Source organism: Streptomyces sp. NPDC051243 (assembly GCF_044455405.1).
Taxonomy (GTDB): Bacteria; Actinomycetota; Actinomycetes; order Streptomycetales; family Streptomycetaceae; genus Streptomyces.
In genome coordinates, this window is the sequence record NZ_JBITES010000014.1 from 226,054 (window position 1) to 239,282 (window position 13,229).

Sequence of the window (13,229 nt, forward strand, 5' to 3'; positions counted from 1 at the left end):
GGTAGGGCCGGGCCATGACGCAGCAGCCCTTCGAACTCCCGCACTTCTACATGCCGTATCCCGCGCGGCTGAACCCCCACGTCGACGAGGCCCGCGCCCATTCGACCGAGTGGGCACGTGAGATGGGCATGCTGGAGGGGTCCGGGATCTGGGATCAGGCCGACCTGGACGCGCACGACTACGGCCTGCTCTGCGCCTACACCCACCCCGAGTGCGACGCCGACGCCCTCTCCCTCATCACCGACTGGTACGTCTGGGTCTTCTTCTTCGACGACCACTTCCTGGAGACCTTCAAGCGCACCCAGGACCGCGTCGGCGGCAAGGCCTACCTGGACCGGCTCCCGCTGTTCATGCCGATGGATCTGTCGACCCCGATGCCCGAGCCGCAGAACCCGGTCGAGGCGGGGCTCGCCGACCTGTGGACGCGTACGGTGCCCGCGATGTCCGTCGACTGGCGCCGCCGGTTCGCGCTCGCCACCGAGCACCTCCTCAACGAGTCCCTGTGGGAGCTGTCCAACATCAACGAGGGCCGCGTCGCCAACCCCGTCGAGTACATCGAGATGCGCCGCAAGGTGGGCGGCGCCCCCTGGTCGTCGGGCCTGGTGGAGTACGCGACCGCCGAAGTTCCCGCGTCCGTCGCCGAGTCGCGGCCGCTCAGGGTCCTGATGGAGACGTTCTCCGACGCCGTGCACCTGCGCAACGACCTGTTCTCCTACCAGCGCGAGGTCGAGGACGAGGGCGAACTCAGCAACGGCGTCCTGGTGCTGGAGAGGTTCTTCGGCTGCACCACCCAGGAGGCCGCCGACACCGTCAACGACGTCCTCACCTCCCGGCTCCACCAGTTCGAGCACACCGCACTCACCGAAGTCCCCGCCGTGGCGCTGGAGAACGGCCTCACACCGCAGGAGGTCGTCGCGGTCGCCGCGTACACCCAGGGGCTGCAGGACTGGCAGTCCGGCGGCCACGAGTGGCACATGCGCTCCAGCCGGTACATGAACGAGCGAGCCCGGCCCACCGCGGCCTGGCGGGGTCTGACCGGTCCCGGCACATCCGCGGCCGACGTCGGCGCGCTGCTCGCGGCGGCCGGCGCCGAACGCCTGCGTGCCTACACACACGTGCCGTTCCAGAAGGTCGGCCCGTCACGGCTGCCCGACTTCTCCATGCCCTTCCAGGTGGAGCTGAGCCCGCACCTGAACGCCGCGCGCCCCCGGCTGACGGAATGGATGCACCGGATGGGCATGCTCCAGGAGGGCGTCTGGGACGAGGACAAGCTTGCCGCCTACGACCTCCCGCTGTGCTCCGCGGGCCTCGATCCGGACGCCACACCGCAGGCCCTCGACCTCAGCGCCCAGTGGCTCGCCTGGGGCACCTACGGTGACGACTACTACCCCCTCGTCTTCGGCCAGCGCCGCGACCTGGCCGCCGCCCGGCTGACAACCAAACGTCTGTCGGACTGCATGCCCCTCGACGGAGAGCCGGTGCCCGTCCCCGTCAACGGCATGGAACGCGGCCTGATCGACCTCTGGGCGCGCACGACGGCGGACATGACACCCGGCGAGCGGCGCACCCTGAAGGACTCGGTGAACGTCATGACCGAGAGCTGGGTGTGGGAACTGTCCAACCAGCTCCAGAACCGCATCCCCGACCCGGTCGACTACCTGGAGATGCGCCGCGCCACCTTCGGCTCCGACCTCACCCTCAGCCTGTGCCGGATGGGCCACGGCCCCGCCGTCCCGCCGGAGGTGTACCGCAGCGGGCCCGTCCGTTCGCTGGAGAACGCAGCCATCGACTACGCCTGCCTCATCAACGACGTCTTCTCGTACCAGAAGGAGATCGAGTACGAGGGCGAGATCCACAACGCGATCCTCGTCGTACAGAACTTCTTCGGCATCGACTACCCCACCGCACTGGAGGTCGTCCACGACCTGATGACCCAGCGCATGCAGCAGTTCGAGCACGTGGTCGCGCACGAACTCCCCATCGTCTACGAGGACTTCGGGCTATCGGGCGAGGCTCGGGAGATCATGGACAACTACGTCGTCGACCTCCAGAACTGGCTGGCGGGCATCCTGCACTGGCACCGGACGGTCGACCGCTACAAGGCCGAGTACCTGGCCCGCCGCGCCCACGGCTTCCTGCCGGACCGCCCGCCCGCGGTGCCCGTCCTCACCTGACCTCCCGCACCCGCGCCACTGTCCCCTCGGCGAGTTCCCGTACGGTCTTCGCGGCGTTCTCGGGGAGCTCGCCGAGTATCGCGTCGGAGGCCGCGAGGAGTGTGCGGGCCTCCTCCGGTTGACCCGCGTCGGCCAGGGCGCGGGTCAGCCTGTAGTGCTCTTCGGCCATGAAGCGACCTAGGCCGTGTCCGCAAAGTCCCGCCTGCCCGACGGGACTTTGCGGACACGACCTAGGCTCCCGCACCGCCAGTTACGCAGGGAGTCGTCCTCGGAGGTCGCGAGGGTTTCGCGCAGCGACGTCAAGGTCCGTACCGCCTCCGGTAGTTGGCCGACCGCACGCTCCAGGCGGGCCTGGTCGAGGCGGGCCACCACCCGGTCCCGCGCCCCCTCCCGCAACGCGGCGTACAGGCGCTGGGCGCGCAGTGCCTGTATGCGGTCGCCGAGCCCCTCGAAGTCGTGCGCCAGCGCACGCAGTGGGGCAGTGGTCAACTTCTGCGGCGCGTCGGGCCGACGGAGTCGGCTTTGATCCATGACGATCTCGTCGAGACTGCGGATCAGCGCGACCCGGGCGAGCTCGGTCATCCCCTGGTCGCGGGCCAGGTCGGTCCATGTGCCCACCGGTTCGTCCGCGGGATCCGTACCGAACAGCGACGCGTCGAGCCCCTTCGCCCACTCCCGCAACGCGTCCGAACTCGCCCCGGGTCCGGGCATGCCGCCGAGCCCGCACCAGGTGTCGTAGGTCGTCTCCCGCACCTCGTGCAGCAGCGGCAGGTCCCCGGTGTCTCCGCGCAACCCCACCAGCACGGCGGCGAGCCGCAGTTCGTCCGTCATCGAGGACTTGGCCTCGTGCCGCAGCAGATGCCGCAGCAGCTCCAGATCGCCCTCGGCACGGTCGAACTGCGCGGCGCGCAGGGCGAGTCGGCGTCGTACGGGATCCTCGGCCACCCCCTCCCAGGCGGCGCGCTCGCCCGCCCGCAGCAGGGCGAGGTCCGCGCGCCCCGCCGCGAGGACCGGCTCCCAGAGCGGAGGGCCGGGCGGGCCCAGCAGCTCGTACGGGCAGCCTTCGTCGTCGTTGAGCAGCACGAAGTCCGGCTCGGTGCGCCGCAGTGCGGTATGCAGCATGCTCACGAGCTCGACCGGGTTGCGCTCCGGGAAGCCCAGCGCCGCGCGGAGCTCGGCCCGCTCCTCGTCGATGCCGTAGTACTCGCGGATCTCCTCCTCGGTCTCCGCGACGCGCGCGAGGATCCGCTCCTCGCCGTCGTCCGGCGACAGACGCGTGTAGTCGTGCCAGCCCGGCAGCCCGATCATGATCTCGAGCGCCTCGTCGACACTGGAACCGATGATCCCGGCACTGCCCTCCGAGTCGGCGTACAGCATCGAGCCGTCCGCGCACACGAAATACGTACCGCCCGTGTCGTCACCCGCCACGGTCTCCAACGGGCCGCCCGAAGCCAGGCGCACCTCCTCGACATGGCCGTCAGCGGCGCGGTCCAGATCGAAGTTGAAGGGGAACGCGGCCAGTTGGGCCAAGCGAGGGTTCTGCCGCAGCAGATCGAGCGCGTGATCGGTCATGTAACAGAACGTAACAGCCGCCGCTGACAACGGACTCCGTCAAGCCTCCGGGTACCTTTCCGAAACTTTTCGTGCGGAACGGGATATTCCGGGAACTCCGGCGGTGCGCTGCGAGTCTTCTGGGGTGAGGGGAATACAGACAACGAGAAGACACGGGGGTGTTCGACCTTGACCGACATCATCGAGAGGTTCACGGACAGCGACTCGGAGTCCGAAAAGGAAACCGAAAACGGGATCGAAAAGGAGAAGGGGTCGCTCGGCACCCGCGAGCTGACGCCGTACGCGGCCCCGCTGCCCGTCCCGCCCGTCCTGCGGCCCGCCTCCGACGACGTCCTCCACGAGACCGAGATCGCCTTACGCCCGACGTGGGTCCGCCTGCACCCGCAGCTGCCGCCGACCCTGATGTGGGGCTACGACGGCCAGGTGCCGGGCCCCACCATCGAGGTGCGGCGCGGACAGCGCGTGCGCATCGCGTGGACCAACCGCATTCCCAGGGACAGCGAGTACCCGGTCACCTCGGTGGAGGTGCCGCTGCGCACGGACGGGCGCCCACAGTCCACCACCGAGCCCGGCCGTGACGGGGTCGAGCCCAACAAGGACGTCGCCGCCCTGCCCGCCTGGTCGGTGACCCATCTGCACGGCGCCCAGACGGGCGGCGGCAACGACGGCTGGGCGGACAACGCGGTCGGCTTCGGCGACGCCCAGCTGTCCGAGTATCCGAACGACCACCAGGCGGTGCAGTGGTGGTACCACGACCACGCCATGAACATCACGCGGTGGAACGTGATGACAGGTCTGTACGGCACCTACCTCGTCCGTGACGACGAGGAGGACGCTCTCCATCTGCCCTGCGGGGACCGGGAGATCCCGCTGCTGCTGGCCGACCGCAACCTCGACACCGACGAGGACGGCCGTCTCAACGGCCGGCTGCTGCACAAGACGGTGATCGTCCAGGAGAAGAACCCGGAGACGGGCAAGCCGGTCTCCATCCCGTTCAGCGGCCCGTACACCACGGTCAACGGCCGCATCTGGCCCTACTGCGAGGTGGACGCCGCCTGGTACCGCTTCCGGCTGGTCAACGCGTCCAACGCGCGCGTCTACAACCTCGTCCTGGTCGACGAGGACGACAACCCGGTCCCGGGCATCGTGCACCAGATCGGCAGCGACGGCGGACTGCTGCCGCGCCCGGTGCCGATCGACTTCGACGGCGCGCTGCCCACCCTGAGCGCGGCGCCGGCCGAGCGTTTCGACCTGCTCGTCGACTTCCGCGGTCTCGAGGGCCGAAGCCTCCGGCTGGTCAACAAGGGCCGCAACCAGCCGCCCGGCGTCCCCGACCCGGCAGGTGACGTGCGCTATCCGGCGGTCATGGAGTTCCGCGTCCGGGAGGGCTGCGAGGCGGACACCTTCGAACTGCCGGAAGTGCTCTCCGGTTCCTTCCGCCGGCTCACGCACGACATCGAGCACGGACACCGGCTGATCGTGCTCACCCCGCCCGCCACGAAGGGCGCCGGCGGGCACCCGGAGATCTGGGAGATGGCGGAGGTCGAGCACCCGGGCGACATCCAGGTCCCCACCGACGGTGTCATCCAGGTCACCGGTCCGGACGGCAGGACGAGGACGTACCGGCGCACCGCCCGGACGTTCAACGACGGTCTCGGCTTCACGATCGCCGAGGGCAGCCACGAGCAGTGGAGCTTCCTCAACCTCGCGCCGATCGTCCACCCCATGCACATCCACCTGGCCGACTTCCAACTGCTGGGCAGGGACGCCTACGACGTCTCGGGCTTCGACCCGGCGGTGGGCGGCACCCGCAGCCCGATCCGGTTCGACGCCGGCACCTCGATCCCCCTGGCGCCCAACGAACTCGGATACAAGGACGTCTTCCAGGTGCCCGGCAACCAGATGCTGCGCGTGATGGGGAAGTTCGACGGCGCCTACGGCCGGTTCATGTACCACTGCCACCTCCTCGAGCACGAGGACATGGGGATGATGCGGCCCTTCGTCGTCATGCCCGCGGAGGCGCTGAAGTTCGACCACGGCGGCGGTCACGGCGGTCACGGGGAGGGCCACACGGGCTGACCGACGCGCGCGTGGCGCGTCCCGTACAGGCGGCGCGTCACGCGCGCGTGGTGGCCTTCCGCCCCGCGTGCTCGACCGCGGCTCGCGCCAGCGCCCGGACGACCGGGTGCGGGCGCGAGCCGTCCCCGGACAGCTCCGGCTGGAACAGCGTGGCCAGGAAGAAGGGGTGACCGGGCAGTTCGGCGATCCGGACGTGACCGTCCTCGTCGTGCCCGGAGAAGCGCAGCCCGTGCGCGCTCAGGGCGTCGAGGTGGCGGGAGGGGCCGTACGCGCAGAAGTACCGTTCGACGGTCTTCTCCGAGCCGATCACCGACTGGGCGAGCGAACCGGGCTCGATCCGCACCGCCGCCTCGTGGCCGACCAGCGAGCAGGCCAGGGGTTCGATGAGGAAGTCGTCGGCGTCGGGGTCGTTCTCGGCATGGGCGACGCGGGTCAGTCCGCACACGTCGCGGGCGTACTCGAGGAGCGCGTGCTGGAAGCCGCCGCACGTGCCGAGGAACGGGATGCCCTCCTCGCGCGCGGTGCGGATCGCGGCCAGCACGCCCGCCTCGCTGCGGTACGGGCTGCCCGGCAGCACCCACACGGCGTCGAAGCCGCGCACCGCGCCGTCGTCCGCCGCGTCCTGCGACGGGATCCAGTAGGCGTCGAGCACGAGCCGGTCGCGTTCGGCGAGGGCGTCCAGCAGGAGGGGCACGCGTGTGTGCGAGGCGACGTTGGGGGAGCGGTCCCCGACCAGGGCGAGCCTGGCCGTCCGGGTGGCGGTGTTCGTCATGGACTCATCCTGGGCACGGCTCGGAGTTCACGTCCAACGATGATTTCTGCACCCTCGATAAGCGGAACTGATGCGCTACGGAATGCTGTCGCCCATGGACCCGCATCTGCTGCGCACCTATGTCACCGTCGCCCGCCTCGCCTCGTTCTCCGAGGCCGCGCGCGAACTGGGCTACACCCAGTCGGCGGTGTCCCAGCACATCGCCGCGCTCGAACAGGACCTCGGCGCCCCGCTGCTCACCCGCCGCCCCGTCGCGCCCACGGCGGCCGGCGAACGGCTCCTGGAGCACGCGGGTCCTCTGCTGCTGCGCCTGGAGGCGGCCCGAGCGGATGTCGTACGAATGGCGGCCGCACCCGCTCACGGGCTGACGCTCGCGGCCTCGTCGACCGCGTTGGGACCACGCGTCCTCGCCGCGCTCCCGGCGTCCGGCGTGACCCTGCGCGCGCTGCCCCGCGACGAGATCCCCGCGGCCGTCGCCACCGGCACGGCGGACCTCGGCCTCGTGGACGGCCTGGCCGCCCCCAGCGACCCACTGCGGCTGCCGGACGTGGCACCGCTGACCACGTACGGCGTGGCAGAGGAACCGGTCTGTGTGCTCCTGCCCGACACCCACCCGCTCGCCCGGCGCACCCGGGTCCGCCTCGGCGACCTGGCCGACGCCCGCTGGCTGGACGCCCCCGACGCGGGCCTGCCGCTCGCCCACCTCCGCGCCGCGAACGGTGGCCACGGCTTCCGACCCGCCCTGCGCTTCGAGGGCACCGATGTCCGCGCCCTCACCGCCCTGGCCGCGGCCGGTCACGGTCTGACCCTGCTGCCCCGCCCGGCGGCCACCGGCGTGCCCGGGACAGTCGCCGTACCCGTCACGGAACCACGTGTCGTGCACAGGACGGAACTGGTGCACGCGGGGCCTCTCGGGGGAGCCGCGGCGGCCGTCGCGGAGGCGCTGACCGAACGGACGTGAAACGGCCCGCTCCTCACCCCCTCCCTGCCGTCCTCTCCGCCGTCTCGCTTCCGGGGTGGCGCCTATGGATTCCCGTTCTTGACCACTGGTCAGTCTCACTCGATCGTGGCTCGTTGTGCGCCGGTGCGCAGGGTAGTCACCAGGCGGAGGCGATCCGATGGAACAGACTGCGTTGCGACCCAAGCCCATGCCTGGTCAGGGGCCCGGCGACGGCGCCGACTCAGGCCCCGGCGCACGCCGCCCGCACGCCGCGCCCCCTCGACGCGGCCGACGGCTCACGACCCTGCTGCTCGCCCTGCTGACCGGACTGGTCCTGGTCCTGACCGGCGTCGGGCTCGGCACGATGGGGGCCACGGTGATCGCCATGAGCCGACTCGCCGAGCTGCGGCACCAGGCGGGGCCGGGCGCCCCCGGAAGCCCGGCCAGCTCCCCACGACCCGGTTCCTCGGCCGCACCGTCCCCGTCGCCCTCGCCGCCCCCCGCCGCCGTCGCGACCCTCGGCGTGGAGGCCGTCGACGCCGAGAAGCCGGGCGCCCTGATCGTCGGCGTCCACGTGCCCGGCCCCGGATACACGGCCGGCCTGGTCCGGGGCGATGTCGTCCTCGCGTTCGACAAGACCCGCGTCGACTCGGCCGCCGACCTGGCGCGAGCCGTCGCCGGGGCCGACCCTGGCCACCAGGCGGTCCTGACGGTGCGCCACCGCAGCGGCGGCTACCAGCAGCTGACGGTGGTCCCGGGCGTCGTCACCTGACCGCCCCGCACACATGGACGAGTACGCGAAAACCACTCGCCACGCCCCGCCGACAGGGCCACGATGACCCCATGCCGACCACCCTCATCGCCTTCCTGGGGGCCTGCACCCTCGTCGCCGCCGCGCCCGGGCCCAGCACCGTGCTGATCATCAAGCAGTCCCTGCACAGCAGGCGCTCCGGATTCCTGACCGTGCTGGGCAACGAGACCGGCGTCTTCATCTGGGGCGTCGTCGCCGCGTTCGGCCTGACCGCGCTGCTGACGGCCTCCGAGACGGCGTACGACGTGATGCGGATCGTTGGCGCGGTGGTGCTCGTCGGCTTCGGCGTCCAGGCGCTGCGCGCGGCACGCCGGGCCAAGGGAGCGGAAGAGGTCGCCTGGCAGGGCGCCCCGAAGAGCGGCTGGGCCTCCTACCGCGGCGGGCTGCTGCTCAACCTCCTCAACCCCAAGGCGGCCGTCTTCGCCATGTCCTTCCTGCCGCAGTTCGTGCCCGAAGGCGCCCCCCACCTGCCGACCATGATCGGCCTCGCCGCGCTGTGGGCTGTCTACGAGGTCGGTTACTACGGCCTGTACGTGTGGTTCGTCGGCCGGATGAAGTCGGTACTGTCCCGTGCGGGCGTGCGCCGACGCCTGGAACAGGTCTCCGGCGGCGTGCTGCTGCTCCTCGGCGCCCGTATGGCACTGGACGGCTGACCCCATGCCCGGTCCGCCTCCCGACGAGTCGTCCGAAAGCCCCGCCGACCGGCTCGCGCCGCCCCCTCCGTACGGGCAGGATGCTGCCCGTAGTCCTTTCACGCGCCCAGGGAGGCCCGGATGACCAGCACCGCACCCGCGCCCTTCACCGCCGACGACTACAACACCCGTATGGCGCGTGCCGCGCGGACCGCCGCGGAGGCCGGGCTGGCCGGGCTCCTGGTGGCACCCGGCCCCGACCTGGCCTGGCTCACCGGCTACACGCCCCCCGCCGAGACCGAGCGGCTCACCCTGCTGGTCCTCGCTCCCGGCCGTGACCCCGTCCTCGTCGTCCCCGCCCTGGAGGCCCCCGACGCCGCGAAGGCGGCCGCCGCGCCCGGCCTGACCCTGCGCGACTGGACCGACGGCCAGGACCCCTACGCCGCCACCGCCGCCCTGCTGGACCCGAGCGGCCGGTTCGGCATCAGCGACAACGCCTGGGCGATGCACCTGCTGGCGCTCCAGAAGGCACTGCCCGGCACCTCGTACGCCTCCCTGACCGACGTCCTGCCGATGCTGCGGGCCGTCAAGGACGCCGCCGAGCTGGAGCTGCTGGCGGCCGCGGGTGCGGCCGCAGACGCAACGTTCGAGGAGATCCGGAAGGTTCCCTTCGGCGGCCGCCGGGAGTCCGAGGTCGCCGCCGACATCGCCCACCTGCTGCGGCGCTTCGGCCACACCCAGGTCGACTTCACCATCGTCGCCTCCGGCCCCAACGGCGCCAACCCGCACCACGAGGCCGGCGACCGGGTGATCGAACGCGGCGACATGGTCGTCCTGGACTTCGGCGGCCTGAAGGACGGCTACGGCTCCGACACCTCCCGCACCGTCCACGTCGGCGAACCCACCGACGAGGAGCGCCGGGTCCACGACCTGGTGCGCGCCGCCCAGGAGGCGGGCTTCGAAGCCGTCCGGCCGGGCGCCGCCTGCCAGGACGTCGACCGGGCCGCCCGCTCGGTCATCGAGGACGCCGGGTACGGCGAGCACTTCATCCACCGCACCGGGCACGGCATCGGCGTCACCACACACGAGCCGCCGTACATGATCGAGGGCGAGGAGCAGCCCCTGGTGCCCGGCATGTGCTTCTCCGTGGAGCCCGGCGTCTACCTGCCGGGCCGCTTCGGAGTGCGCATCGAGGACATCGTGACGGTCACCGAGGACGGCGGCCGGCGCCTCAACGACACCACCCGCGAGATGGTCATAGTGGACTGACCCGGCGACCGATCGCGGAGCAAGGAGCCCCCGTACCCCCCCCGAAGACCCCCGAGTGACAACGGCGCGACCATGACCCAGGCACCGACACCCACCGCGGACACCGTCCGCCGACTGGTCCGTTCCCTGCTCAAGGACGACGTGGCCGACTCGGCCGGCCCCGACGTCCGGCCCGCCGGAGCGGGCGCCGAACCCGCCACCTGGTGGGTCGGCACGCGTCATGTGCTGCGCCTGGCCCCCGACCGTGAGGCCGCCGTGCGCCAGCGCCGCGAACTGCGGCTGCGCGACCTGGTCCGCCCGCACGTCCCGGTCGCGGTCCCGACGAGCGTCGCGTACGGCGAGTGGGCGCCCGGGCTGAGCTACACCCTCGACACCAAGGTGCCCGGCGGGTCGGGCGACCGGCACGATGTGTCGGCGGTCGGCGAGGCGGACCTGGCCGGCCTGCTCACGGGCCTGCGCGAGGTCCCGGTGCGGCAGGCCGAGACGCTCGGCGTGCCGCGTGCCGCCCCGCGTTCCCTGGAGGCGCTGCGCCGGTCCGCCGAACGCGCCGCCGGGCGCCTCGCCGCCGCCGACGAGTTCGACGCCGCCCGCCTGCGCCAGCTCACCCAGCCCGCCGCCGTGCAACTCGCGGCCCAGCCCGGCGCCGCGGTCCTCGTCCACCACGCCCTCACCGGCGACCACCTCGTCGTCAGCGCCGACGGCCGGGTGCGCGGCGTTCTCGGCTGGGCCGACACCGTCGTCGGCGACCCCGCCGAGGACATCGCCGGCCTCGCCCTCGCCGTCGGCTCCCCGGCCGCCGTCCGCGCCGCCACCCTCGCAGGCTACAGCGCCCGCCCCTGCCTGCGCGGCCTCTGGCTCGCCCGCTGCGACGCGGTCGTCCACCTCGCGGAACGCCTCGACGGCAAGGGCGAGACGCCGCTGCCTCTGCTGAGGGTTCGGCTCCGCCACGCGTGGGAGGCGATTCTGCTGGAGCGGGTGACGGAGCTGAGGGAGGACGAGGAGGACGGGGACGAGGGGCTCTGACAGCCCCCGCATCCCTACGCCCGGCAGTCCCCGTCCCCCCTCGGCATCCGACAGCCCCGTCACCCCTGCAGCAGCACCACGCCCGACTCCCCGGGCACATGCAGCACCCCGTCCGCACCGGGCGGCTCCACGGGCTCCCACGCGGCCAGTACGGCGGCCTCGCGCGGCCCCAGTGGGATCGCCGCCGGCTCCTTGGCGAGGTTCACCGCCACGCGTACGTCGCCTCGGCGGAAGGCGAGCCAGCGCTCCTGCTCGTCGTAGGCCACCTTGATGTCGGCGAGGTCGGGATCCGTCAGGTCGGGCTGCTCGTGGCGCAGGGCGATCAGACGGCGGTACCAGGCCAGCACGCGCGCGTGGGGCTCGCTGCCGAGCTCGGACCAGTCCAGGCAGGAACGGTCCCGGGTCGCCGGGTCCTGCGGGTCGGGCACGTCCTCCTCCGCCCAGCCGTGCGCGGCGAACTCCCGCCGTCTGCCCCGCCGTACGGCGTCGGCGAGCTCCGGATCGGTGTGGTCGGTGAAGAACTGCCAGGGCGTGCCCGCCGCCCACTCCTCGCCCATGAACAGCATCGGCGTGAACGGCGCGGTCAGTGTCAGCGTGGCCGCGCAGGCCAGCAGGCCGGGGGAGAGGGAGGCGGCCAGGCGGTCGCCCTGGGCTCGGTTGCCGACCTGGTCGTGGGTCTGGCTGTAGCCCAGGAGGCGGTGCGCCGCCACGCGCGTGCGGTCCAGGGGGCGCCCGTGGTGCCGGCCCCGGAAGCTGGAGTACGTGCCGTCGTGGAAGTAGCCGCCGGTGAGCGTCTTGGCGAGGCCGGCCATGGGGGCGCGGGCGAAGTCGGCGTAGTAGCCCTGGGACTCGCCGGTCAGCGCGGTGTGCAGGGTGTGGTGGAAGTCGTCGTTCCACTGGGCGTGCAGCCCGAGGCCGCCCTCGTCGCGCGCGGTGATGAGCCGAGGGTCGTTGAGGTCGGACTCGGCGATCAGATACAGCGGCCGGCCGAGGTCGGCGGAAAGGCTGTCGACGGCCGTCGACAGCTCCTCCAGGAAGTGGCACGCGCGCGTGTCCACCAGCGCGTGCACCGCGTCCAGGCGCAGTCCGTCGATCCGGTAGTCCCGCAGCCAGGCCAGCGAGCTCTCCACGAGATACGCGCGCACCTCGTCCGAGCCGGGCGCGTCCAGGTTGACGGCGGCACCCCAGGGCGTGTGATGCGTGTCCGTGAGGTAGGGCCCGAAGGCGGGCAGATGGTTCCCGGACGGTCCGAAGTGGTTGTGCACGACGTCGAGGACCACACCGAGGCCCAGTTCGTGCGCCCGGTCGACGAAGCGTTTCAGTGCCTCGGGGCCGCCGTACGGCTCGTGCACGGCCCACAGTGAGACGCCCTCGTAGCCCCAGCCGTGCCGCCCGGGGAAGGGATTCAAGGGCATCAACTGGACGTGGGTGACCCCCAGTTCGGCGAGATGCCCGAGCCGCTCGGCGGCCGCGTCCAGCGTGCCCTCGCGCGTGTACGTGCCCACGTGCAGCTCGTACAGCACCGCACCCGGCAGCGGGCGCCCGGCCCATTCGCCGCGCCACGCGTACCGCTCGTGGTCGACGACCGCGCTCAGCCCGTCCGGGCCGTCCGGCTGCCGGCGGGAGCGCGGATCGGGCAGCACGGGGCCGTCGTCGAGCGCGAAGCCGTACCGTGTCCCGTCCCGCGCCTCGGCCTCCCCCCACCACCATCCGACGCGATCGGGATCGCGCTTCAACGCGCGCGTGACACCCTCGCAATGGAGCGTCACTCGGTCGGCCTGCGGTGCCCACACCTCGAACTGCACGGACGGTTCCCCTTCGTCTGCTCACCGTGATGTAGCCCGTCCATGGTGCTTCAAACGAGATCAATCCGCTTTTGAATCTTCCCTTTTACGGCGGGGTGTCGTAACCGGCCCCGTTGGACATGTGCTCGTGAGCGCCGTTCCGCGTTTTCTGG

The 13,229-nt window shown here is 72.0% G+C and carries 11 protein-coding genes; 7 read left to right on the forward strand and 4 right to left on the reverse strand.

The window, feature by feature from the left end:
- Positions 1-14 precede the first annotated feature (14 nt).
- Positions 15-2,174 (forward strand): germacradienol/geosmin synthase Cyc2, encoded by a 2,160-nt coding sequence (gene cyc2, locus ACIBAG_RS32990; RefSeq protein ID WP_399110154.1) that lies wholly within the window; start codon positions 15-17, stop codon positions 2,172-2,174.
- Here cyc2 and ACIBAG_RS32995 read toward each other — a convergent pair.
- Entirely contained in the window at positions 2,167-2,343 is a 177-nt protein-coding gene (locus ACIBAG_RS32995; RefSeq protein WP_399110156.1) for a hypothetical protein, read from the reverse strand. The genes cyc2 and ACIBAG_RS32995 overlap by 8 nt on opposite strands.
- Before the next feature lie 8 nt (positions 2,344-2,351).
- Positions 2,352-3,746, reverse strand: a complete 1,395-nt coding sequence (locus ACIBAG_RS33000) for a hypothetical protein (RefSeq protein ID WP_399110158.1) — start codon at positions 3,744-3,746, stop codon at positions 2,352-2,354.
- A 234-nt stretch (positions 3,747-3,980) separates the two neighbouring features.
- On the opposite strand from ACIBAG_RS33000, the gene phsA reads away from it, so the two are divergent.
- Complete coding sequence (gene phsA / locus ACIBAG_RS33005; RefSeq protein WP_399110236.1) at positions 3,981-5,825, forward strand: O-aminophenol oxidase PhsA; 1,845 nt, start codon at positions 3,981-3,983, stop codon at positions 5,823-5,825.
- A gap of 37 nt (positions 5,826-5,862) precedes the next feature.
- Here the strand turns inward: phsA and ACIBAG_RS33010 are convergent, their stop codons facing one another.
- Positions 5,863-6,597 carry a gamma-glutamyl-gamma-aminobutyrate hydrolase family protein gene (locus ACIBAG_RS33010; protein WP_399110160.1) on the reverse strand — a complete coding sequence of 245 codons (735 nt, stop codon included), beginning with the start codon at positions 6,595-6,597 and terminating at the stop codon, positions 5,863-5,865.
- Positions 6,598-6,691: 94 nt separating this feature from the next.
- Between ACIBAG_RS33010 and ACIBAG_RS33015 the strand changes: the two genes are divergently transcribed.
- From ACIBAG_RS33015 to ACIBAG_RS33035, 5 genes are all read left to right on the forward strand, one after another.
- On the forward strand, positions 6,692-7,558 hold the full coding sequence (locus ACIBAG_RS33015; protein ID WP_399110237.1) for a LysR family transcriptional regulator: 867 nt from the start codon (positions 6,692-6,694) through the stop codon (positions 7,556-7,558).
- A 157-nt stretch (positions 7,559-7,715) separates the two neighbouring features.
- The gene (locus ACIBAG_RS33020; protein WP_399110162.1) at positions 7,716-8,309 is read left to right on the forward strand and encodes a PDZ domain-containing protein; all 594 of its coding nucleotides are present in this window, start codon (positions 7,716-7,718) and stop codon (positions 8,307-8,309) included.
- 71 nt (positions 8,310-8,380) lie between these two features.
- Positions 8,381-9,001 (forward strand): LysE family translocator, encoded by a 621-nt coding sequence (locus ACIBAG_RS33025; protein WP_399110163.1) that lies wholly within the window; start codon positions 8,381-8,383, stop codon positions 8,999-9,001.
- Positions 9,002-9,121: 120 nt separating this feature from the next.
- Positions 9,122-10,249, forward strand: a complete 1,128-nt coding sequence (locus ACIBAG_RS33030) for an aminopeptidase P family protein (RefSeq protein WP_399110165.1) — start codon at positions 9,122-9,124, stop codon at positions 10,247-10,249.
- A gap of 72 nt (positions 10,250-10,321) precedes the next feature.
- Positions 10,322-11,272 carry an aminoglycoside phosphotransferase family protein gene (locus ACIBAG_RS33035; RefSeq protein ID WP_399110167.1) on the forward strand — a complete coding sequence of 317 codons (951 nt, stop codon included), beginning with the start codon at positions 10,322-10,324 and terminating at the stop codon, positions 11,270-11,272.
- 59 nt (positions 11,273-11,331) lie between these two features.
- Here the strand turns inward: ACIBAG_RS33035 and treZ are convergent, their stop codons facing one another.
- The gene (gene treZ, locus ACIBAG_RS33040) at positions 11,332-13,077 is read right to left on the reverse strand and encodes a malto-oligosyltrehalose trehalohydrolase (protein WP_399110168.1); all 1,746 of its coding nucleotides are present in this window, start codon (positions 13,075-13,077) and stop codon (positions 11,332-11,334) included.
- Between the last annotated feature and the right edge of the window lie 152 nt (positions 13,078-13,229).

Bases quoted from the DNA above. Each gene is read 5' to 3' on its own strand.
- ACIBAG_RS33010 (WP_399110160.1), bottom strand. From the start codon at position 6,597: ATGACGAACACCGCCACCCGGACGGCCAGGCTCGCCCTGGTCGGGGAC.
- ACIBAG_RS33020 (WP_399110162.1), top strand. From the start codon at position 7,716: ATGGAACAGACTGCGTTGCGACCCAAGCCCATGCCTGGTCAGGGGCCC.
- ACIBAG_RS33015 (WP_399110237.1), top strand. From the start codon at position 6,692: ATGGACCCGCATCTGCTGCGCACCTATGTCACCGTCGCCCGCCTCGCC.
- ACIBAG_RS33030 (WP_399110165.1), top strand. From the start codon at position 9,122: ATGACCAGCACCGCACCCGCGCCCTTCACCGCCGACGACTACAACACC.
- cyc2 (WP_399110154.1), top strand. From the start codon at position 15: ATGACGCAGCAGCCCTTCGAACTCCCGCACTTCTACATGCCGTATCCC.
- ACIBAG_RS32995 (WP_399110156.1), bottom strand. From the start codon at position 2,343: ATGGCCGAAGAGCACTACAGGCTGACCCGCGCCCTGGCCGACGCGGGT.
- ACIBAG_RS33035 (WP_399110167.1), top strand. From the start codon at position 10,322: ATGACCCAGGCACCGACACCCACCGCGGACACCGTCCGCCGACTGGTC.
- ACIBAG_RS33000 (WP_399110158.1), bottom strand. From the start codon at position 3,746: ATGACCGATCACGCGCTCGATCTGCTGCGGCAGAACCCTCGCTTGGCC.
- ACIBAG_RS33025 (WP_399110163.1), top strand. From the start codon at position 8,381: ATGCCGACCACCCTCATCGCCTTCCTGGGGGCCTGCACCCTCGTCGCC.